The organism is Saccharibacillus brassicae (genome assembly GCF_006542275.1).
GTDB lineage: Bacteria > Bacillota > Bacilli > Paenibacillales > Paenibacillaceae > Saccharibacillus > Saccharibacillus brassicae.
Window position 1 is genome coordinate 3,349,364 of record NZ_CP041217.1, and the last position, 21,657, is coordinate 3,371,020.

The window sequence follows — 21,657 nt, forward strand, 5'->3', positions numbered from 1 at the left end:
TTTTCCGTGTATGCGGAGAAGGCTTTTTTGTCGAAAAAAAGAACGATTCCCTACAATTTTAATTTTTATTCTGTGCAAAGTGTTTACTTAAGGGCCGGGGAACGTAAATTGAATGTAAAGCCATCTTGGTGGCCAAACCCTATTTCAAGAAGAACCCGGAGGAAAAACAATGTCGCAAAGCAAAGTTACCACTTCGATGAGGCACACGGCGCTGTGCTTTATCGGGTTCGGCCTGTTGGCGGTCGTCTTCGTTGTCATCGCCATGCTTGTCGGATCGGGCAATCAGAGAGTCATCGATTTCGACCATAAATGGATCGGGCGCATTCAGGCGCAGGAGACGCCGACCTGGACGCAGGTAGCGGAGACGCTGTCCTGGATCGGCTCCACGCAGATCGTCATCGTGATCGAGGTGGCGCTGCTCGCGTTCCTGCTGCTCGTGCCCCGGCTTCGCTGGGAACCGCTGCTGCTGCTCGTCGCCACCGGCGGCAGCGCGCTGCTGAATATCCTGCTCAAAAATCTGTTCCGCCGCGAACGCCCGGATATCAACCGATTGGCGGAAGAGTATTCGTTCAGTTTCCCGAGCGGGCATTCGATGGGCGCGTTTGCGCTTTACGGCATTCTCGCGTATTTGCTGTGGCGCATGATCCGGCCTCTGCCGCTGCGTATTGCAGCGCTGGTGCTGTGCATCCTGCTCACGCTGACGATCGGGCTGAGCCGAATCTATCTCGGCGTGCATTACCCGAGCGACGTGATCGGCGGCTATGCCGCGAGCGGAGCCTGGCTTGCGCTCACGATCGGAGCGTTCGAATATTGGCGCCACCGCAAGCAGCGCCGCCTCGGCGGCCGTTCGGAAGCGGACGTCCAGAACGCGGAAGCGGATCGCGCGCCGATCTGAGGCGTGGGGCGAAAGTGTCGCCGGACATGTGTCAGCGTAGGCCCGAGCGAACAGGCCGGCCGGCGCAACCGCATTATAGAAGCGACCGCCCAAATCAGCGCCGAAGCAAACGGCAAAAAAGCTTCCGTATCGCCCAGAGGCGACGCGGGAGCTTTTTGGTTCGGGCGCAGCCGTATCAGGGCGCTGCCCTAATCGTAAGCGGGCAGCGGACGCCGCAGCGAATTGTTCGCGTGAACTGCCTGCACGCCGGCCTTTACAGCTGGGCGGTCAGAATCCGCGCGAATTCTTCGACGAATTCCTGGTCGGTCCCGTCGAAGCGGGCATGTTCCGGGCTGTCGATATCGAGCACGCCGATCAGCTCGTCGTTCTTGACGAGCGGAACGACGAGCTCGCTGTTCGACGCGGCATCGCAGGCGATATGGCCCGGGAAAGCGTGCACGTCGTCGATGCGCTGCGTCTCGCGGGTCTGCGCGGCGGTGCCGCAGACGCCTCTGCCCATCGGAATGCGGATGCAGGCCGGCAGGCCCTGGAACGGGCCGAGCACCAGCTCTTTGCCGTCGTAGAGGTAGAAGCCGGACCAGTTCGTATCGGGCAGGCACTGCGACAGCAGCGCCGAAGCGTTGGCGAGATTGGCGATCCGGTCGGGTTCGCCGTCGATCAGGGACTTCAACTGGGACAGCGCGGTCGCGTAACGTTCTTCGCGCGTACCGGCTTGGGGTTTCGTTTCAAACATGGGCATAAGCCTCCTATTCGCGGACGTATTCGGTGGAAATCAGGCCGATCTTCGACCCAACAGGGAAGAATCGGTCTCTTAATTTAGGCCTTTTTCGCCCCCAATGTCAATGAGCGCGGCCGCAAGATCGCGATGTTTCCGGCGGGAAACACGCGGGTAAATACAGGTTAACTCATAGACTGCGCATCTGTCCGAAGCACAATGAAGCTCCGCGTGCCGGAAATGCGACAGCCATTCACAGAAAGCGAGGAGAAGCGATATGCAGGCCGCAACGCAGAATTTGTTCGTACGCATCCATTTGCTGCATTACGCAGAAGAGCAAGACATCTCGATCCGCGAAGCGCTGCCCAAGCTGGAGCGCGCCGGTTACCGGGTCGCCGACCGCGAAGTCAAGCAGGAGCTGGAGAATCTGGCCGCAGAGAATCTGCTGACCGCTCACGGCGAGGAATACACGCTGACGGGAGCGGGCATTACCGAACTGCGCAAGATCCGCGGTTCGCTGGGCAGCCTGTGCTCGGAAGTGCTGACCGCGGAACCCGCGGGCAAAGCCGTCAGAGCCTGATCGCCGCGGGAGACGGGCAAGCCGGCCGTGTCCCAGCGGATAGCTTTTTCACGCCGACGTCGATATCGGCGGCAGGTCCGCACGTTTGCATCTTGGGATGCGGACGTGCTTTTTTGTGGCCGCGAACATTCGCCGCGCAAAAAGGTTTTACCGGGACCGTTCTTTCTTTTCCGTGGTAAGATAAAAAAAGTGCCGTTTCGGCCCGGGTGCAGATCGAACCGGGTTCGGGCGGTGTACGAGATTTTGAACGGGACGTCCGGAGACGCCTTTGTTACGGGAGGATTTTGAAACGGTGGAACAACTGCAAAGCAAACGCAAATACGTATTGGCCGGCCTGATGCTGTCGACGTTCCTGGCGGCGGTGGAAGGCACGGTCATCAGCCCGGCGACGCCGTCGATCGTGGGCGAGTTCGAAGCGGCGTCGCTCATGAGCTGGGTGTTCGCGGCTTATCTGCTGACGATGGCCGTCACGACGCCGATCTTCGGCAAACTGAGCGACCTGTTCGGCCGCAAGCCTATTTTTCTGACGGGATGCCTGATCTTTATCGCCGGTTCGGCGCTGTGCGGCTTCGCGGGCGGCATGGAGCAGCTAATTGCGTTCCGCGCCCTGCAGGGCATCGGCGCGGGCGCCGTTATTCCGGTCACCTACACGATCGTGGGCGACCTCTACAAAATGGAGGAACGCGGCAAAGTGCAGGGCATGATCAGTTCGGTCTGGGGCATCGCGTCCCTGGTCGGGCCGCTGCTGGGCGGTTATCTGGTCGATACCTTTTCGTGGCGCTGGATTTTCGGTATCAACGTGCCGTTCGGCCTGCTGGCCGTCCTGTTTATCGCGCTGTTCCTCAAGGAAGAACGGACGCGCAAAAAAGCGAACATCGACTGGGCCGGCGCCGCGACCTTCACGATCGGCATGACGACGCTGCTGCTGGCGCTGACGTCCGGCGGGCAGAGCGCGGCCTGGGATTCGCCGCTCATGATCGGCCTGCTGGCGGGATCGATCGCCATGCTGGCCGCGTTCGTCTGGATCGAGAGCCGGGCAGCCGAGCCGATGGTGCCGCTGAAGCTGTTCCGTATACGCGACATTGCCTTCTCAAGCCTGGGCGCGATCTTCGTCAGTACGCTGCTGATCGGCTTGACGACGTATATTCCGCTCTGGGTACAGGGCGTGCAGCAGGGCAGCGCCGTGCTGTCGGGCATGCTGCTCGCGCCAATGTCGCTCACCTGGATCATCGGCTCGTTCGTGGGCGGACGCATGATCGCCAAAAGCGGCGCACGCGGCGCTGCCGTGATCGGCTTGGCGGCGCTTGTCGCAGGCAGCGCCGGCGTGGCGCTGATGGGCGGCCATTCGCCGGTCTACGTGCTGCCGCTGCTCATGCTGGTACTCGGTCTCGGCTTCGGCATGTCGCTCACGGTGTTCGCGATCGTGGCGCAGTCGTCGGTCGGCTATTCGATGCGCGGCGCCTCGACGGCGCTGAACACGTTTCTGCGCACGCTCGGCCAGACGCTTGGCGTCGCCTTCTTCGGTACGCTGCTTAACGCTTCGCTGCTGTCGAACACGGCCGGCGGCGATTCTTCCGGCGTCAGCGAAGCGGAGATCAACGCGCTGCTGTCGGAACATACGCGCGCCGAGATGTCCGCGGACCGGCTCGGCAGCCTGTCGGGCGTGCTGGAGAGCGGACTGCACAGCCTGTTTATCGTCATGCTCGTGCTGACGGCGATCGGCCTGCTGGCGGTGCTGCCGCTGAGCAAGCGCCCTCCGGCGCCGAGCGAGTGACAGCAGCTTTGCCTACGAAAAAGACGATTTCCCGTGCCTCGAAACGGGAAATCGTCTTTTTGCGTGCGGGCAGCGAAGAGGAGGACAGCAGCAGGGAGAAAGCGCGGCAATCGCTGCCGAGACCGCTGCCGGTCGGGCGCAAACATTGAGAAATATTTCACTTAATCATCCGCAAAAGATTCTGCCTGACCGATCCGCAGCTGCCGCCGGACGGATCGCGGAACTTATCGTTTTACGCATCGCCGGGCCTGCTACCGCGTCGGTCGTCGCCGAACGCGGACGCTCCCGACGCCGGAGCGCCGCTTTATTTGCGCGCCGACGGGGACAGTCGTTCCGCTTCCATGCCCATTTTTTTGAGCAGCGTAATCAGTTGGAGCATTTCTTCCTCTTCGAGGCCGCTGAGCGCGTTCGTGAGACGTTCGGCGTAGTGGGGATAAGCGTCGTCCATCAGCGCCCGGCCTTTGTCGGTCAGTTCGGCATAGATGACGCGGCGGTCGGTCGGGCACGGTTGGCGAACGAGCAGGCCGTGGCGTTCCAGCTTGTCGATCACGTACGTGACGTTGCCGCTCTGGAGCAGCAGCTTCGCCCCGATCTGTTGAATCGGCTGTTGGCCTTTGAAATAGAGAACTTCCAGAACGGCAAACGCCGTAGGATTGAAGCCTTGAATCTTGCTGCCGCTGACGGCATGTTCGCTGACGCTTTTGAACGACTTGGCGAATACCCGGTACAGATGCAGGGACAATTCGGTATCTCGTGCTGAAGCATGGATCATTGCGTCTCCGCCCTTTCAAATTTTGGTAGATGGTTTATATTTATCTTAGTTCAGTCTCAACATTTGAGAACATGTCATTTGTCACAGTTTTTCTTTTTAACTATTAAAATTTTTTGTACTTTTGTGAAATCTTCAAATTTAAAGTGATCTCGGTCACATGTATGAAAAAGAAATCGGGGAAACGCACGCAAAAAGCCGGTCCGCGCTCAAAAAGCGCAGACCGGCCCGGAGGGCGGATATTCGGCGGAGCAGCCGGTTACGGCCGTCTCCGCTTCGCCCGGCAGAGGATCAACCGTGCAAAGCCGCGGCCCGTTCGGCTGCGCTCGTGCCGGCCGCATGGCCGGTCGAGAACGCCGCCGTAATGTTATAGCCGCCCGTGTAGCCGTGGATGTCCAGCAGCTCGCCGCAGAAATACAGGCCGGCGGTCAGCTTGGACTCAAGCGTCGACGGGTCGACTTCCTTGAGCTGGACGCCGCCGCCCGTGACGAACGCGTCTTCGATCGACAGCGTGCCGTTCACGGGAACCGGAAACGCTTTGATCAGCTTGGACAATTCGATCCATTTGAGCTTGGGGATGTTGTCGTGCGTCAGCATCTCGTCGAGTTCCGCGCGCACGAGCAGCAGCGGAATAAGCTTCTCCGGCACCGCCGTTTTCAGCACGTTTTTGATCGCTTTCTTGGGATCGGCGGCTGTCAGGTTCAGCGTCTCCCGGTATACGTCGTCCGCGCTGCGGTCCGGCATCAGATCGACCGTTACCCGCACCGTGCCGCCGGCCTGCTTGTCCAGCTCCTTGACGACGTACTGGCTGCACCGCAGCGCCGCCGGACCGGACAGGCCGAAATGCGTGAACAGCATGTCGCCGACGTGCGTGACAAGCTTTTTGCCTTTGGCGTTCCAGACCGTCAGCTCGATCTCGCGCAGCGACAGCCCCTGCAGCTCCTTGCTCTGGATAAAAGCGGCTCCGGACGTCAGCGGCACTTCGGTCGGGAACAGCTTCGTAATCGTATGCCCCGCTTCTTCCGCCCACGGATACCCGTCGCCGGTCGACCCGGTTTTGGGAACCGACTTGCCGCCGACCGCCGCGATCACGCAGGGCGCGGACAGTTCGCTTCCGTCCTTCAGCCGCACGCCCGCCGCCTGGCCGTTCTCATACAGAATGCGCGCAACCGGAGTGTTGATCCGCACTTCGACGCCAAGCGAACGAATTCGCCCGACCAGCGCGTCCACCACCGTCTTCGCCCGGTCGCTGACCGGGAACATGCGTCCGTTGTCTTCTTCCTTCAGGGCAATGCCCAATCCTTCGAAAAACGCGATAATGTCGCGGCTGCCGAACTGCGCCAGCGCGCTGTACAAAAACCGGCCGTTGCCGGGAATCCACTTGATCAGTTCGTCGTATTCCTTGTTGTTCGTGACATTGCAGCGTCCTCCGCCCGAGATGCCGAGCTTGCGTCCGAGTTTGTCTCCTTTGTCGAGCAGCAGCACGCGGGCACCGCGTTCTCCGGCCGCGGCTGCGGCCATCAGTCCCGCCGATCCTCCGCCGACGACGATTACTTCATAATCCAACTTGCATCTTCCTTTTCCATGAATTGATTTCCTATAGGATAACATAAAAGGCCGACGGAACGTGCCGAATCGACACGAAATTTGCTCAGGCGACCCAGATCCATTGAACAGGAAGAATGAGTATGTTTTAATCAAAGCATATGTCTTCTTCTTGAAAATGGAAAATTTCGGATCTGTCGGTCCGATTTTCTTCAAACGCGCTGCGCATCCCAAAAAGGAGGTACGGTTCGGTGGAACTTTTCAAAGTACTCGTCATTCAAGTCCTGTTCGCTTCGCTCCCGGTTCTGCTCGTTCCTTCATTCGAAACGTTCGTTCGCACACGTGCCCTGCGGCTGCTGCGCCGCAGCGGCGGCGATTCCGTCGGTCTCGCTTTTACGTTCGCGAGCGCGGCTTCGCTGCTGCTGTGCTGGATGCTCGACGCCGGAAGTCCGCGCATCGACGGGCATCTGTCCCTGCTGCCGACCGGCATGGGCATTTTGTACGGCGTGCCGAGAGCCCGCTTCCCGCTTATCGCGCTGTATGCGCTGGTCGGGTATATCTTCTCCGCGGCCGGAGAGATGCCTTACGTCTGGATCGAAGCGCTGGCCCTGCTGCTGCTCGCACTCGGCCGCACGCGGCTGCTGGACATGCGCCGGTCTTACCGCCGCCTGCTGATCGCTGCGTGGCTGATTGTCGCTTACGTGCCGCATGCCGCGTTCCACGTACGGGAAGAGACGCTCGGCGGCGGCACTTTCTGGGGAGCTTTTCCGATGGTGTCGATCGAACTTATGGCCGCATTCACCGCCGCGCTGCTGCTGCTGTATTCCCGCCGGGACGTGCAGGATCGCTACTCGATGAGCGCGCAGGCGATCACGATGCGCGAACGCATGCTTGAAGAAGAGCGGAAGCTGCAGTCGTTCATGGGAACGCTGCCGGGCTACGCGCTTGCGCTTGACCGTGCGGGCCTGATTAGCGAAATCAACGATCAGGCGTACAGCGCAATCGTGCAGCGGGCTCCTTCCTTCAACCGGCAGATGCTGATCGGGCGCAGCTTCTCCGACCTGATGGGCGCGCTCGGTATGCAAGCCGATCCGGTGTTCCTCGAGGCGCTGGACCTGACGTTTCGCGAAAATAAGAGTGTCGAGCGGACGCTCGTCTTCGGTGCCCGCAAGTTCCGCCTCTATTTGTCGCCGACCCATACGCAGGGCGGACAAGTGGGCGGCGCGATGTGCAGCATCTATGAAGTGACGGAGATCGAACGCATGCGCACGGAACTCGAGAATATGAACCGGCTCAGCCTGATCGGGCAGATGGCGGCGGGCGTGACGCATGAAGTCCGTAATCCGATGGCCGTCGTGCGCGGATACCTGCAAATTTTGCAGCGCAAAACGCCGGAAGAATACGAACATTATTACAAAATCGTGCTGGAGGAACTCGACCGCGCCGGCGGCATCATCGACGATTTCCTGTCGCTTGCCCGCACGTCGTCGGGAGAGAAAGAGAACCGCAGCCTGCGTTCGGTGCTGGACGATTTGTGGCCGCTGCTGCAGGCGGACGCGAACCTGCGCGGCCAGCAGATCCGCTTCGAAGACGGCAAGGACGGCGAGGCGATGCCGATGCACGCCGGCGAGATCAAGCAGCTGGTGCTGAATCTGGCCCGCAACGCGCTGGAAGCGATGGACGAAAAAGGCGAGCTGGTCATCTTCGCCGAGCAGACGGAAGAATCGATCGTGCTGAGGGTGACAGACAACGGGCCGGGTATCCCGGAAGAGACGCTCCAGCAGATCCGCCAGCCGTTTTTTACGACGAAAAAGACGGGGACCGGCCTCGGCCTCGCTCTCTGCTCGGGCATCGCGGAGCGGCATGGCGGCCAGCTGTCGATTCAATCGACGGTCGGCGTGGGCACGGAGGTTCGGGTCGAATTCGCGCGGGCGCGGCAGGCCGAGCCTGTCGGCAAAGCGTGAAAACGGCCGGACCGGTTTCGGGCGAAGAACGGGAATCCTTACGGGAAACGGCTTTCCTTTCGTTAGGAGGAACGGTATAATGGAAGCACATCAACAATTTGAAGGAGTGAATCGAATATGGCTATGTCTTTCGATCAATATATGCGCGACATGATTCAACCGATGCGCGATGAACTGACTTCCCTCGGCATTCAGGAACTGCGCACGCCGGAAGAAGTGGAAGCGAACCTTCCGAACGCTTCGGGTACGAGCCTTGTCGTGATCAATTCCGTCTGCGGCTGCGCCGCCGGACAATGCCGCCCGGGCGTAGCCCAGGCGCTTCAGCACGAGAAAGTTCCGACCAACCTGTTTACCGTGTTTGCCGGTCAGGACAAGGAAGCGACGGCTCAGGCCCGCGAATATTTCGCGCCGTTCCCGCCTTCCTCGCCTTCGATCGCGCTGTTCAAGGACGGCGAACTGGTGCACTTTATCGAGCGCCACGGCATCGAAGACCGCTCCGCGGTCGAGATCGCCGAAGAACTGACCCAGAAGTTCGACGAATTCTGCGGCTGATTCATAAGCGCGAATTTTGGCTCTCCAAGCTCCGGCGGACCCCGTGTCCGGCCGGGGCTTTTTACATGCTCAGGAGCGCGCTTCAAGACCGGATCGGGCAAAAAAAGGCCGCGTAAGTTCGATGTCAGGCTCTTGCGGGTATAATGATGAAGAGAGGTATCATCCAATTCGTCCGGGAGCGGCCGCTTCCGGACCTTCGAAGGAGCGAGTGTATCATGAGTTTGCAGCAGCAGATCATTGCCGAATTGGGCGTGCAGCCCGCTATTGACCCGGAAGCGGAGATCCGCAAACGGGTAGACTTTCTCAAGCAGTACGTGCTCGGTTCCGGCACGAACGGCCTGCTGATCGCGATCAGCGGCGGCGTGGACAGCGCGGTGGCCACCGGCCTGTGCAAGCGGGCGACGGACGAACTGAGCGAAGAGACGGGCAAGGAATACATCACGCTTGGCGTGTTCCAGCCTTACGGCGAGCAGTCCGATATCGAGCACAGCTACGCGACGGCCAAAGCGTTCGGCCTGACCCATACGGTCGAGACGAACATCGAAGATGCCGTCGACCATGTGTCTTCGACCGTCGAGCGAAGCTTCGAGAAGCTGGACATCAACAATCCGCGCAAAATGACGGACAAAGGCAAAGGCAATATCAAAGCGAGAACGCGCATGGTCGTGCAGTACGCGCTGTCGTTCGAGATGAACCTGCTCGTCGTCGGCACGGACCACGCTTCCGAAGCGATTACCGGCTTCTACACGAAGTGGGGCGACGGAGCGGTCGACGTGACGCCGCTGTCCACGCTGAACAAGCGCCAGGTCCGCCAGGTGGCGAGCGCGCTCGGCGTACCGGCCGAGATCGTGACCAAAGCGCCGACGGCCGGACTGTGGGTCGGACAGACCGACGAGACGGAACTCGGCATCACGTACGACGAGAACAGCGATTACCTGGAAGGCAAGGAAGTGTCGCCGAACGTCCAGTCGCTGCTGGAGAACTTCTACAAAAGAACGGCGCATAAGCGCAATCCGATTCCGGGCATCTGATTTCGGGACGGCAGCCAAGCGAAGGCCCGCTTAACGCGGGCCTTTTTGCGTGCGGGCGCGAAATCCGGAACGGAACTGGAGTTCGCCTGCCGCTCCTGCTACAATATAGGGCGAAGCCGCGGCATGACGCCGCGCGCAGCCGAAGACAGGCGACAGTGGAGGAATGCCGGAATGATTCACGGAATCGGTCACGATATATTGGAGATCGGCCGCGTGATCCGCCTGCTGGACGGGGCGCAGCGCGAACGCTTTTTGCACAGGGTGCTGACGCCGGCCGAACTTGAGATCGCGCGGGCGCGCGGGCCTAAGCTTGCGGAGTTCGTGTCGGGACGCTTCGCGGCCAAGGAAGCGATCGTCAAGGCGCTCGGGTGCGGCATCGGCCGGATCGTCGGATTCGAAGACATCGAGATCGTTCCCGGCGCGCTGGGCAAGCCCGGCGTGCGGCTGTCGGACGCGGCCTGGAGCCGGCTCGGCCTGCCGGGCGGGAACGGATACGCCATACATTTGAGCATTACGCATCAGCCGGCGATGGCTTCGGCTTTCGCCGTAGTGGAGAGGACGACATGATGACAGACCCCATAAAAGCGCACGGAAAAGAAGCAAACGAGACAGACGAAGCGATCGGACGGGAGCGGACGGCCTGGGAACGGATCGACGCGATCGAGACGGACGAGAGCAAGGCGTATTTCAGCCGCGAGCTGCTGATCTGGTACGATCGCAGCAAGCGCGACCTGCCGTGGCGCAGACACCGGGACCCGTATTTCATCTGGGTGTCGGAGATCATGCTCCAGCAGACCCGGGTCGATACGGTGATCCCGTATTTCCACCGGTTTATCGAACGGTTCCCGACGATTCGGGAACTTGCGGAAGCTCCGCAGGAAGACGTGGTGAAGATGTGGGAAGGGCTGGGCTATTACTCCCGCGCCCGCAATCTTCAGGCGGCGGCGCAGCAGATCGTGGAGCTGCACGACGGGCAGATGCCTTCGGAGCGCGAACACGTCTTCGCGCTCAAGGGAGTCGGCCCGTACACGGCCGGCGCCATTCTGAGCATCGCCTTCAACCGGCCGGAGCCGGCGGTCGACGGCAACGTCATGCGCGTGCTGTCGCGCTATTTCCTGATCGAGGACGATATCGCCAAGCCGAAGACGCGTATCGGCATGGAGAAGATCATTCCGGGCCTGATTCCGGAAGGCCGCGCGTCGGACTTCAATCAGGCGCTGATGGAGCTGGGCGCGCTGATCTGCACGCCCAAGTCTCCGCACTGCCTGATCTGCCCCGTCATGGAACACTGCCGGGGCCGGATCGAAGGCATGGAACGCGATCTGCCGGTCAAGACGAAGGCCAAGAAGCCGCGGCCGGAGCAGCGGCTCGCCGTGCTGCTGGAAGGCGCCGGCGAACGCGAAGGACGCGTCCTGGTGCGCCGCCGGCCGCGCACGGGGCTGCTTGCCGGCATGTGGGAACTGCCGCATATCGCGGCGGACAGCGCGCCGGAAGCGCAGGACCTCGGCCTTGAAGTCGGACAGCTCGAAGAACTGCTGGAAGACCTCGGCCTGTCGTGGTCGCCGATGTCGCCGTACATGACGGCGGAGCATACGTTCAGCCATATCCACTGGACGATGCGGGTGCTCACGGCCCGCGAACAGCCGGAAGTGCTGGCGCAGCTGGCGGCGGAGAGCGGCGTGCCGTACGAAGTCGCCGTGCCCGAAGCGGCGGCGGAAGCGCTTGAAGCGGACGAAGCCGGCACCGGTGCCGAAGTCGAATGGCGCTGGATCGCGGAGGCAGACATGCGGGAGATCGCGTTCCCGAACCTGTTCCTGAACATCCTGAACCGCTATTTCGGCGAAGCCAAGCAGAGCTAGGGGAAGAGAAACCGATCCCACTGGCGCGATCCCGGAGCGATAGGCATTCAGAGATGAGGCTTCATAAAACGCAGCAAAAAACGCCGATCCCGGAGGATCGGCGTTTTGCTTGCGGCTGCGGCAGTCCGGAGACTGCGGCGCCGCGGCGATTCGAATTATTTTGCAGCTTCGAAACGCTTGGATACTTCGTCCCAGTTCACAACGTTCCAGAACGTGGAGATGTAATCCGGACGTTTGTTCTGGAATTTCAGGTAGTAAGCATGCTCCCAAACGTCCAGGCCGAGAATCGGCGTCAGACCTTCGAACAGCGGGCTGTCCTGGTTCGGCGTGCTCGTTACGGCCAGTTTGCCGTCTTTGCCTACGACCAGCCAGGCCCAACCGCTGCCGAAACGGGTTGTAGCCGCTTTGGCGAAGTCTTCCTTGAATTTATCGAAACCGCCGAGATCGCTGTCGATCGCTTCGGCCAGTGCGCCGGATGGAGCGCCGCCGCCGTTCGGGCCGATAACGGTCCAGAACAGGCTGTGGTTGTGGTGGCCGCCGCCGTTGTTGCGAACGGCTGTGCGGATGCTTTCCGGTACGCTGTCGAGGTCGCCGATCAGCTCTTCCAGGCTCTTGCTTTGCAGCTCGGGAGCGCTCTCCAGAGCGGCGTTCAGGTTTGTTACGTATGTGTTGTGATGGCGATCGTGGTGGATTTCCATCGTCTGTGCGTCGATATGAGGCTCAAGCGCGTCGTTCGAGTACGGCAATGCTGGCAATTCAAAAGCCATGATAAGATTACCTCCTGCTTAAGTGGGATTTTAAGACGTGTCCCGCGTTAAAATGATGAGATTTCACACGCTGTACATAGGAACGTCAATACCTCTTTATTAAACAGGAACGCTTTCTTTAAATCAATAGGTCATTTTTTCTCCGTGACTTTTTACCGGGATACAAAAAGCGGAGCATGAATTGTTAAAAACGTCATAACGGTGTAAAAAGCGCTTGATTTATTATAAATCGGGGGTCGTTCGGGTTCTGCGCAAAGAAAGTGTCGAGAAAGAAGCGAAAAACTCGAAATGTAGCGCTTCCAAAAGAAAAGTAATGTTTTTTCGTGTCAGTTATGGTTTAATAATCGTGTGAGCCAAGTAAACCCGCTGGAAACCACGCATTTTTTCCGCCTTTTTTGTAAACAGACTTCTTTTTTTCTGTAAAAATCTGATTCAAGTAAGCGTTTGCGAAAATAAGGTGCAAGGTCTGCTTTTTCGCATATGCTGCCATTTTCTATAGAAGAAGGAGATTCAAGCATGAACGTTCGCTCTTTTCAGTTAAGTGATTCTAGCCGTGTAACGGAACTTTTGCAGGTGGCTTTATCCGAAGAATGTTATGAAAAGACGATCGGTCCTTTTTCCCGGCAGCTGTCGTGGGATTCGGAACTGATCCTTGTCGCGGAAGACGGCGACGAGCTCGTCGGCGTGCTGATCGGCACGATCGAACGTGAAATGGGCTGTTATTATCGGATCGCCGTGCATCCGGATTACCGTCGTCAGGGGATCGGCAAAGCGATGGTCGCCAAGCTTGAAGGCCGTTTCCAGCAGCGTAAAGTCAGCAGCATCTTCGTGTCGGGAGACGAGCACAACTCGCCTGCATTCCCGCTGTACGAAGCGATGGGCTACGGAGCGAACCGCATCTTGAACGCGTTCCAGAAGCTTAGCATTCTGGCCGTGTAAACCTCGGCGCCTAAGCGCGCGTCATCCGGATACGGGGAGTATCGGGTAGGCGTCGCGTCAGCCGGACACCAGACAAACACGCCGGTTCCCCGGAAAGGAACCGCTTGAACTTGATAAGCATGCCCGTTTCCTCGGGCGTCCGCACGGCTTGCCTGCCGCTGCGGACGCTGGAGAGTGCGGGGATGCTTTTTATTTTGCCGCCCGATTTGCGGGTTGAACAGAATTTGCGGGTTGAATAGATTTGCGCTTCGAATAGAGGTAAAATGGAAGAAGCGCCGATAAGGCGCTTCTCGTCATGCAGTTTTGGCACATCAACCGAAGAACGCTTCCGGCAGGCTTACGCGATCCGGATCAAGCGTCTTTTTTTGCGAATAAAACAATCCCCAACGAAAAGGAGGCATCGGCATGGACGAACGGGCAACGCTCGGCGCGGCCGCGGCGAACGGCGCTTCATGGGAGACGCTGAAGCGCGAGATTATCGCGGCCGCGCCTTCGCTTGGCATCGACGACATCGGATTCGCTTCGGCCGAACCTTTTATGTCGCTGCGAACACGGCTCGAAGTGCACCGGGCCAAAGGCTACGAATCCGGCTTCGAAGAGCCCGATCTCGACAAGCGTACCTATCCGGCGCTCAGCCACGAAGATCCGCAGTCGCTGATCGCGATCGCCGTCGCATATCCGTCGAAGCTTGAGAACGCGCCCAAATCGGAACCGGGCCGCACCCGGGGCATGATGGCGCGCTCGGCGTGGGGCCGCGATTATCATCACGTGCTGCGCGAAGCGATGGACCGGCTGGTCGCTTTTATCAAGGAAAAGGTGCCGTGGGCCAACGTCGTCAGCATGGTCGATACCGGCGTGCTGTCGGACCGCGCGGTGGCGCACCGGGCCGGCATCGGTTTTCAGGGCAAAAACTGCATGATCATCTCGCCCAAATACGGCTCCTGGATCTATCTCGGCGAGCTGATCACGAACATTCCGTTCTCCGCGGACGAAGAAGTGCAGGAAGACTGCGGCGACTGCACGCGCTGCATCGACGCCTGCCCGACCGGGGCGCTTGTCGGACCCGGCGAGCTGAACGCCCAGCGCTGCGTGTCGTTTCTGACGCAGACGAAGGGACTGCTGAGCGAAGAATTCATGATGAAGATCGGCAACCGGCTGTACGGCTGCGACACCTGCCAGATCGTCTGCCCCAAGAACAAGGGCAAGCACTGGCCGCATCACGCGCAGCTGCAGCCGGACCCCGAGAAGGCGAAGCCGCTGCTGCTGCCTCTGCTCGATCTGAGCAACCGGCAGTTCAAGGAGCAGTTCGGCGAGACGGCGGCGGCCTGGCGCGGCCGGGGACCGATCCAGCGCAACGCCGTGATCGCGCTCGGGAACTTCAAGGACGAGGCGGCGATGCCGAAGCTCGCCGAAGTGCTGCGCGAAGATCCGCGTCCGGTTCTGCGCGGCACGGCCGCCTGGGCGATCGGCCGGATCGGCGGCAGCGCCGCGGAAGAGGCGCTGCTGGCCGCGCAGGCGCTGGAGCCGGAGGAGGAAGTGCTGCGGCGGATCGGTCTTGCGCTGAGCGAAGCGCGCGAAGGCCGCAGGCCGCGCCCGGCGAAGGGCGACCCTGCGCGGGCGCCGCGGCCCGAAGCGGAGGCGGAAGCCGGGCCGGGCATCCCGGGCATCGGCCCGGATACCCGGGACCGATAAGGGACCTCATACGCGCTCCGGTATGCGTTCCGATATGTGGTCCGGCATGCGGTCCGGCAGCGAAAGCCGAGCTGCCGGCGGCAATTATAAATTGCGGCAAATGCCGCCTCGTGATAAACTTAACTCGTGCGCCCGAGGGCGCATAAGTCGCATAAAAACGTGGGGTGACATCAACGATGTGGTGGAATTACGTGATACCGATCGTCACATTGATCGTCGGTTTGGTCGGCGGATTCTTTATCGGCGTGTACTACTTGCGCCGCCAGCTTACCAGCATGCAGAATGACCCGCAAATGCTGCAAAAAATGGCCAAGCAGATGGGATACAATCTGAACGGCAAACAGATGCAGCAGGCGCAGCAGATGATGAAGAAAAACGGCGGCAGCATGCCGGGCGGAATGCCTGGCGGAATGCCCGGCGGCAAAGCGCCGAAAGGCAACGCGTTTCCTCCGGGCAACAAGCGGAGAAAATAAACGCACGAGCCGGAACCCTCATGAAGGTTCCGGCGCATGCAAGGATCGTCTGACAGGTTCGTCGATTCGAACCCGATCCCTGCATCAGGCAAGGAGGAGCGAAGCATGGCCGGCGTGAACGATTACACGAACAAGAAGGTTGGCGACAACCGGGAACAGATCGAGCACCATATCGCCAAAATTCTGGAACTGATCGGCGAGGACCCGCAGCGGGAAGGGCTGCTGGATACTCCGGCGCGCGTGACCCGGATGTACGAAGAGATTTTTGCCGGGTACGACGTCGATCCGCGCGAAGCGCTGGGCGTCACGTTTGACGAGCACCACGAAGAGCTGGTGATCGTCAAAGACATCGTTTATTACAGCCAATGCGAGCACCATATGGCTCCGTTCTTCGGCAAAATCCATATCGGATACATCCCGAACGGCCGGATCGCCGGGCTGAGCAAGTTTGCCCGTCTGGCCGAAGCGGTCACGCGCCGCCTGCAGGTGCAGGAGCGCATCACGACGCAGATCGCCGACCTTTTGGTCGAGGTGCTTCAACCCAAAGGCGTGATGGTCGTCGTGGAAGGCGAGCATTTGTGCATGTGTGCGCGCGGCGTCAAGAAGCCGGGCAGCCAGACGGTCACGACCGCCGTTCGCGGCGTTCTTCGCAACGACGCGGCCCAGCGTGCCGAATGTCTCACGCTGATCAAGAATTAAAGGCTATGGTGCGCGTTCGCAAGCGGCTGACGAAGCCGCCCCGGATGCGCGCAAGCAAGAGGAACCTGCCCGGCCCTGAGCCGGGGGGTTCTTTTTTCAGCCCGGGAAGAGAGAACGCGGATTTCCGGTGAACGACGAAAGGAGTGGGAAGAAATGAGAAAAACGGCAATCGGACTGGCGCTCATGCTGCTGCTCGTCCTGACCGCATGCGGCAAGCCGGCCTGGGTCGGGCATCAGGAGTCGGAGCCGCTCGAAGGCACGGAGCAGCTGTTCGACTTCAAGGCGTATGATCCGAACGAGCAGGTGCAGTTGAACTGGGACGGGCAGACGGCGGCGGGCACGTTCGAGCGTCATCCGAAGCTGCCGGTCGGCGTCTACCTGCCGGAAGGCGCGACAGCGTTCAAGATGGGAAACGATACGGCCTGGGGCTTCCAAAGCCAGCAGATCTTCATGACCGTGACGCAAAATTCGTTGATCGACGCTTCGCTGATGCGCGATCGCACGGAAGAGCTGATGGGGTACGAAGAGTACAAAGGCTCGATCAACGACGGCCGCGTGGCGGACTTTTTCCAGGTGGAGCATGACGGACAGACGTATGTCGTCTCGTTCACCTATCTCGACCCGGCCAAAGCGCTGCCGCTGTTGACCGAAATGGCCAAAAGCTTGAGGTTCGTCGAAGGCGGTTAAACGGTTTCTAAAAATCGGACAGGGGAGCGATCGCGGATGCACACGGAACGGCCGGAAAACGAACGGGAATCGGCGCACGGCGGCGATTCGGCGATACAAGGAACAACGGAAGCGGCGGAAGGAACGTCGTCCAGAGGCGATTCGATCTGGCCCGAAGGCATACGTATCTGGGCTCCGCCGCTTGAGAACATGCCGGAAGACATCATGTATCAGATCGCCTGGGAAGAGATGATGTGCCGCCGGGTCGGCGAAGGCGAAGCGCCGATCATGCACATCTGGCGGCATCCGTACGCGCTGACGATCGGCATGCGCGACCGCCGGCTGCCCCGCGCCCCTCAGGCCATGGAGAAGCTGAGAGGCGAAGGCTGTTCGGTCGCTGTCCGGATATCGGGCGGAGCGGCGGTGCCGCTCGACGAAGGCGTCGTGAACGTGTCGATCATCCTGCCGAACCCCGATCGCAAGATTGCGCTGCACGAAGACTTCGGGCACATGGTCTCGCTGATCTCGGGAGCGGCTTCGCCGTGGACGAACGAGTCCAGAGCCGGCGAGATCGCCGGAGCGTTCTGCCCGGGCGATTACGACGTTAGCGTGAACGGGCGCAAGTTCTGCGGCATCGCGCAGCGCAGGCAGACGAAAGCGTACATTCTGAGCGCGTTCGTGATCGTGGACGGCAGCGGCGAAGACCGCCGGCGTCTGGCCCGCGAATTTTACGACGAGGCGTCCGGAACGCTGGCGCCGGGAGACGCGTACCCGGAAGTGCGGGAAGGTTCGATGGGCAGTCTGGACGAGCTTGCGGGCGTCCCGTCGGCGGAAGCCTACATTTCTTCGCTCGAAGACTGGATGATCGAACGCGCCGGAGCGACGATTCTCGAACAAGCGCCGGAGCTGCCGATGGACGAGCTGGACCGGTTGTCGGAGCAGCTGCGGGCGCGTTACGATAAAGGGTGAAGGGGGACGCAAAAAAGCGTCAACCCAAAAAGCGTCAACCCAAAGAAAAGCCGTTCCGAAACCGTGCAGGCGGTTTGCGGAACGGCTTTTTGGTTGTATGCGGCGCCCCCTTGCAGCGCTGCATCTGCGGGTCGGCTGACAAAGCTTACGACTCTAAGAGCCGCCGATCTCGCCTTTTTCGATCTCGTCCTGCTCCGCAAGGCGGATATCGCCGAGGAAGTTGGACACGCGGCGCAAATACTCGCGCGGATGTTCGCGGAAGATCAGTTCGTGATGCGAGTCTTTGACGATCCAAGAGCGCGAATTCGGGTTGGTCTGGTTCGCGGCGAGCTGCTCGGCGATCTCGTACGGCGCTTTCGTGTCTTCCGTGCCGTGGATAAAAAAGATCGGAATCGGGTAATCTTCCTGTTCGACTTTCTGGTACGGAATCTGGTTGAGGCTCGTTCCGTTGAGGATCGGGAACAGGAACTGCAAGATTTCGAGCGACGGATGGCGCGGAAGCGCGATATTCTGCCGAATATTGTGGTAGAGCGTGTCCGGCTGCAGCAGGAAGGCGCTGTCCAGAATCATGGCGTCGATATCGTCGCTGATCAGGGCGGCCTGCAGCGCGGTGCCTCCGCCCATCGAGAAGCCCCAGACGACGACTTGTTCGGCGCCTTTTTGCTTGGCGTACTGGACGGCTCCGAGCAGCTGCTGCGTTTCTTTTTTGCCGCCGGTCGCGACTTCCTTGCTGCCCTGCGAAGCAAAGCCGTAATCGAACATGATAACGTTAAAATTCAGACGGTGCGCGTAATGCGCCAGATCATACATCGGAACCCAGGTCTCTTCGCGATTGGCTCCATAGCCGTGGCTGAGCACGATCGTTTTCTTCGAATCCGTACCTTCGGCCGGGATATACCAGCCCTGCATGATGCGGCTTCCGTCGACTGCGGGAAACGTAATATCTTCGTAGGCCATGCCCGCCGCCTGCTTGGGGTTGGAATAAAGCGGAGCGACGGTCGGGTTGGACAAGACCCAGGCGATATAGGCGTGCAGCGCGACAAAACAAAAGATCAGAAAGAAAAGAATCGATAAAAATAGAGCCACTGCTATGTTACGCAACCGGCGAGGGCCCGGCGAGATTTCCTTGACGTTGTCGTCCGCCTGCGCGGCGTTGTGGCGCGCAGGCGGAGCGACGCTTCCGGAAGCGGGATTCATCGCGGTCTCTCCTTGTGTAAGATTTTGGTCCTGCTTACTCTGCCGACTCGAATTGTGTAGAAAATTGGGAGCGGTTCTGTGTATTTATCGTATGCGTCGGCGAAGCGGAAGTCAAACCTAATCCTTTTATCGGATCGGGGCGGCGTTCTGTGCAATCTTTTTGGGATGTCCGTCTCGCGCGGACGTCGAAAAGGTGCACGGCACGCAGGGCAACCAGCGCTTTTCGGGGAAACGCAGTTTCATAAAAATTATTTTTGTTTCATCCAATGAAACAAAAATATGCTATATTTATAAATAAACAAAGGCCGGTCCAGCCGTATCTTTAGTATCAAACGTGCCGGTGCCGGATTGAAACCCAAATTTCCGATCGAAATGCGCAGAGAGAAGGTAGACCTGTATGGAAGACGGCAAATTAACGGTTCGCGCCGTAGAGCGTGCGCTCGATATATTGATGTGTTTTACCCGCAGCGGAAGTCTCAGCCTGACAGAGATCGCCGGAGAAGCGGGCCTGCACAAAAGCACCGTGCACCGCCTGATGACCACGCTTGAGGACAAAGGCTTCGTCAGCCGCGACGCTTCCACCGAGAAGTACCGGCTCGGTATCAAGATCTGGGAGCTGTCCGCGCATCTGTCGAATACCGACGATCCGGCGCTGCTGCTGCTGCCGACGATGGAGAAGCTGCGCGACGAGCTGGAAGAGACGGTGAGTCTCTACGTGCGGGACGGCCGCGAACGGCTGCGCATCCAGGCCGTGCAGAGCAACCAGGCGATTCGCCGCGTCGCGCCGGTCGGAGCCCGGCTGCCGCTGTACGTCGGCGCGTCGAGCAAGATTCTGGTCGCTTTCGCGAGCGAACGGGAGCAGGAATATATTTTGAGCGACCCGATCTGGCCGGATTCGGTCGCACGCTCGGCATTCCGCGACCAACTCAAAAGTATCCGCGCCGCCGGGTACGCGATCAGCGTCGAAGAACGGGAGCAGGGCGCGACGTCGGTCGCCGCTCCGATCTTCGATCTCAAAGGCAATCTGGCCGCCGCGCTGTCCGTCTCCGGGCCGCTTGCGCGCCTGCCGGTGGAGAAGCTGGAAGGGTACGCGCCGCTGCTGATGGAACGTGCGCGCCAGATGGGCTTGATGATTCGCTGACACTCGGCGGTCTGTCAGAACAAGAGATAAGGAGAGCATGCCGTATGAACAAGGAAGTTACTTTTATTCGAATCGAGCAGGAAGAAGAGATTGCGGCAGCAGCCAAGCTGGCGGCGGAGATCTGGCGCGAACATTACGTGTCCCTGATCACCCGCGAGCAGATCGATTACATGCTTGAGAAGTTTCAGTCGGTTCCCGCGATCACGGAGCAGATAGAACGCGGCGGCTACGTGTATTACCTGATTCGCGGCGAAGACGCCGACGTCGGTTATATGGCGGTGCGGGAAGCGGACGGGAAGCTGTTCCTCAGCAAATTCTACATTGCCAAGCCTTACCGCGGCCGCGGATATGCCAGCCGGGCCGACGAGTATTTGGAGCGCCTGTGCCGCGAACGGGGGCTGACCGCGATCTGGCTGACGGTCAACCGGGACAACGCCTCCAGCATCGCGGTCTATACCAAAAAAGGCTTCCGCACCGTGCGTGAACAAGCCGCCGATATCGGTAACGGATTCATTATGGACGATTATGTGATGGAAAAAGAAATCCCGCCTCTGCAATGAAGAAGGCGGGATTTGCTTATAGATCCAGCGATAAGCGGATCATGTCACGGCTGGATGACGTGGCCTTATAGATTCAGCGATAAGCGGATCATGTCACGGCTGGATGACGTGGCCTTATAGATTCAGCGATAAGCGGATCATGTCACGGCTGGATGACGTGGCCTTATAGATTCAGCGATAAGCGGATCATGTCACGGCATAACAGGCCGTTCTCGTAAATCTCTTTCTCGTAATGGCGGATGAAAAAGTCCGGGTCGACGCCGACGATGCGAAAGCCGCATTTCTGGTACAATGCGAGTTGGCCGATGCTGGAGTTGCCGGTTCCGATCTCGATCGTCTTGTAGCGCGCTTGCCGGGCGGCTCGGATCGCGTGCAGTACGAGCTGCCGGCCGAAGCCCTGACCGTGCAGCCGTTCGTCGACCGCCACGTTCGCGATCTCGACCGTTTCCGGCCGGGTCGGCAGCAGGACAAACGCGCCGACCGTTTTCTCTTGAACGGTGCCGACGAAGCAGGTGCCTCGGCGCAGGTAATCTTCCACGATCGGAAGCGAAGGATCGGCGAGCAGCAGCAGGTCTGTCGGGGGAAGTTCGTCTGCGGCGAGCGAGCGGATAACGAGCGGTTGTTTTTCCATGGAAAACCTCCTGGGGATCGGGATGGAAGCTGACAGGCCGTGACGGAATCAAAAGCAAAGTATCCAAAGGTCATCGGGCCATCGGATTGCATAAAAAAAGCTCCACTCGCCAACTCGCGAGTGGAGCTTTTTGCTTGGGAAGCTTACGGGATTCCCGTTTTGGCTGCCCGGGTTTCCGAGAAACAGGATTCATAAAATCAAATCCTGTTTCCGGGTTTCCGAGAAACAGGATTCATAAA

Annotated in this window: 22 protein-coding genes; 16 read left to right on the forward strand and 6 right to left on the reverse strand. The window is 59.7% G+C overall.

What is annotated here, in order from left to right; genetic code table 11:
- The first annotated feature begins 169 nt into the window (after positions 1–169).
- Positions 170–895 (forward strand): phosphatase PAP2 family protein, encoded by a 726-nt coding sequence (locus tag FFV09_RS13900; protein ID WP_246098341.1) that lies wholly within the window; start codon positions 170–172, stop codon positions 893–895.
- A gap of 253 nt (positions 896–1,148) precedes the next feature.
- Here the strand turns inward: FFV09_RS13900 and FFV09_RS13905 are convergent, their stop codons facing one another.
- Complete coding sequence (locus FFV09_RS13905; RefSeq protein ID WP_141448385.1) at positions 1,149–1,628, reverse strand: GAF domain-containing protein; 480 nt, start codon at positions 1,626–1,628, stop codon at positions 1,149–1,151.
- A gap of 259 nt (positions 1,629–1,887) precedes the next feature.
- Between FFV09_RS13905 and FFV09_RS13910 the strand changes: the two genes are divergently transcribed.
- Both FFV09_RS13910 and FFV09_RS13915 read left to right on the forward strand, forming a co-directional pair.
- The gene (locus tag FFV09_RS13910) at positions 1,888–2,190 is read left to right on the forward strand and encodes a hypothetical protein (RefSeq protein WP_141448386.1); all 303 of its coding nucleotides are present in this window, start codon (positions 1,888–1,890) and stop codon (positions 2,188–2,190) included.
- Between the two features lie 337 nt (positions 2,191–2,527).
- Complete coding sequence (locus FFV09_RS13915; protein WP_141450466.1) at positions 2,528–3,964, forward strand: MDR family MFS transporter; 1,437 nt, start codon at positions 2,528–2,530, stop codon at positions 3,962–3,964.
- Between the two features lie 304 nt (positions 3,965–4,268).
- On the opposite strand, the gene FFV09_RS13920 is transcribed toward FFV09_RS13915, so the two are convergent.
- Together FFV09_RS13920 and FFV09_RS13925 are read right to left on the reverse strand one after the other, a co-directional pair.
- Complete coding sequence (locus FFV09_RS13920) at positions 4,269–4,736, reverse strand: MarR family winged helix-turn-helix transcriptional regulator (RefSeq protein ID WP_141448387.1); 468 nt, start codon at positions 4,734–4,736, stop codon at positions 4,269–4,271.
- Positions 4,737–5,024: 288 nt separating this feature from the next.
- Positions 5,025–6,299 (reverse strand): BaiN/RdsA family NAD(P)/FAD-dependent oxidoreductase, encoded by a 1,275-nt coding sequence (locus FFV09_RS13925; RefSeq protein WP_141448388.1) that lies wholly within the window; start codon positions 6,297–6,299, stop codon positions 5,025–5,027.
- A 230-nt stretch (positions 6,300–6,529) separates the two neighbouring features.
- Between FFV09_RS13925 and FFV09_RS13930 the strand changes: the two genes are divergently transcribed.
- The 5 genes from FFV09_RS13930 (at position 6,530) to mutY (ending at position 11,684) form a co-directional block, all read left to right on the forward strand.
- Positions 6,530–8,242 carry a two-component system sensor histidine kinase NtrB gene (locus FFV09_RS13930; RefSeq protein ID WP_141448389.1) on the forward strand — a complete coding sequence of 571 codons (1,713 nt, stop codon included), beginning with the start codon at positions 6,530–6,532 and terminating at the stop codon, positions 8,240–8,242.
- Between the two features lie 117 nt (positions 8,243–8,359).
- Positions 8,360–8,794 carry a BrxA/BrxB family bacilliredoxin gene (locus tag FFV09_RS13935; protein ID WP_141448390.1) on the forward strand — a complete coding sequence of 145 codons (435 nt, stop codon included), beginning with the start codon at positions 8,360–8,362 and terminating at the stop codon, positions 8,792–8,794.
- A 215-nt stretch (positions 8,795–9,009) separates the two neighbouring features.
- Entirely contained in the window at positions 9,010–9,825 is an 816-nt protein-coding gene (gene nadE, locus FFV09_RS13940; RefSeq protein WP_141448391.1) for an NAD(+) synthase, read from the forward strand.
- A 171-nt stretch (positions 9,826–9,996) separates the two neighbouring features.
- Entirely contained in the window at positions 9,997–10,392 is a 396-nt protein-coding gene (acpS, locus tag FFV09_RS13945) for a holo-ACP synthase (RefSeq protein WP_141448392.1), read from the forward strand.
- A 92-nt stretch (positions 10,393–10,484) separates the two neighbouring features.
- The gene (mutY, locus tag FFV09_RS13950; RefSeq protein ID WP_425472319.1) at positions 10,485–11,684 is read left to right on the forward strand and encodes an A/G-specific adenine glycosylase; all 1,200 of its coding nucleotides are present in this window, start codon (positions 10,485–10,487) and stop codon (positions 11,682–11,684) included.
- Positions 11,685–11,839: 155 nt separating this feature from the next.
- On the opposite strand, the gene FFV09_RS13955 is transcribed toward mutY, so the two are convergent.
- Positions 11,840–12,451, reverse strand: a complete 612-nt coding sequence (locus tag FFV09_RS13955) for a superoxide dismutase (RefSeq protein ID WP_141448394.1) — start codon at positions 12,449–12,451, stop codon at positions 11,840–11,842.
- 516 nt (positions 12,452–12,967) lie between these two features.
- On the opposite strand from FFV09_RS13955, the gene FFV09_RS13960 reads away from it, so the two are divergent.
- The 6 genes from FFV09_RS13960 (at position 12,968) to FFV09_RS13985 (ending at position 17,889) form a co-directional block, all read left to right on the forward strand.
- Positions 12,968–13,390 carry a GNAT family N-acetyltransferase gene (locus FFV09_RS13960; RefSeq protein WP_141448395.1) on the forward strand — a complete coding sequence of 141 codons (423 nt, stop codon included), beginning with the start codon at positions 12,968–12,970 and terminating at the stop codon, positions 13,388–13,390.
- A 405-nt stretch (positions 13,391–13,795) separates the two neighbouring features.
- Positions 13,796–15,082 carry a tRNA epoxyqueuosine(34) reductase QueG gene (gene queG, locus FFV09_RS13965; protein WP_342782054.1) on the forward strand — a complete coding sequence of 429 codons (1,287 nt, stop codon included), beginning with the start codon at positions 13,796–13,798 and terminating at the stop codon, positions 15,080–15,082.
- 176 nt (positions 15,083–15,258) lie between these two features.
- Positions 15,259–15,555: a YneF family protein gene (locus tag FFV09_RS13970; protein WP_141448396.1), complete on the forward strand. Its 297-nt coding sequence runs from the start codon at positions 15,259–15,261 to the stop codon at positions 15,553–15,555.
- Positions 15,556–15,660: 105 nt separating this feature from the next.
- On the forward strand, positions 15,661–16,254 hold the full coding sequence (gene folE, locus FFV09_RS13975; protein WP_141448397.1) for a GTP cyclohydrolase I FolE: 594 nt from the start codon (positions 15,661–15,663) through the stop codon (positions 16,252–16,254).
- A gap of 153 nt (positions 16,255–16,407) precedes the next feature.
- Positions 16,408–16,941 (forward strand): hypothetical protein, encoded by a 534-nt coding sequence (locus FFV09_RS13980; protein WP_141448398.1) that lies wholly within the window; start codon positions 16,408–16,410, stop codon positions 16,939–16,941.
- A 36-nt stretch (positions 16,942–16,977) separates the two neighbouring features.
- Complete coding sequence (locus FFV09_RS13985; RefSeq protein WP_246098343.1) at positions 16,978–17,889, forward strand: lipoate--protein ligase family protein; 912 nt, start codon at positions 16,978–16,980, stop codon at positions 17,887–17,889.
- 153 nt (positions 17,890–18,042) lie between these two features.
- Here FFV09_RS13985 and FFV09_RS13990 read toward each other — a convergent pair whose 3' ends face one another.
- Positions 18,043–19,086 carry an alpha/beta hydrolase gene (locus FFV09_RS13990; RefSeq protein WP_141448399.1) on the reverse strand — a complete coding sequence of 348 codons (1,044 nt, stop codon included), beginning with the start codon at positions 19,084–19,086 and terminating at the stop codon, positions 18,043–18,045.
- Positions 19,087–19,483: 397 nt separating this feature from the next.
- On the opposite strand from FFV09_RS13990, the gene FFV09_RS13995 reads away from it, so the two are divergent.
- Together FFV09_RS13995 and FFV09_RS14000 are read left to right on the forward strand one after the other, a co-directional pair.
- On the forward strand, positions 19,484–20,227 hold the full coding sequence (locus tag FFV09_RS13995; protein WP_141448400.1) for an IclR family transcriptional regulator: 744 nt from the start codon (positions 19,484–19,486) through the stop codon (positions 20,225–20,227).
- Between the two features lie 44 nt (positions 20,228–20,271).
- Entirely contained in the window at positions 20,272–20,787 is a 516-nt protein-coding gene (locus FFV09_RS14000) for a GNAT family N-acetyltransferase (RefSeq protein ID WP_141448401.1), read from the forward strand.
- A gap of 163 nt (positions 20,788–20,950) precedes the next feature.
- Here the strand turns inward: FFV09_RS14000 and FFV09_RS14005 are convergent, their stop codons facing one another.
- Complete coding sequence (locus FFV09_RS14005; protein ID WP_141448402.1) at positions 20,951–21,418, reverse strand: GNAT family N-acetyltransferase; 468 nt, start codon at positions 21,416–21,418, stop codon at positions 20,951–20,953.
- Positions 21,419–21,657 lie beyond the last annotated feature (239 nt).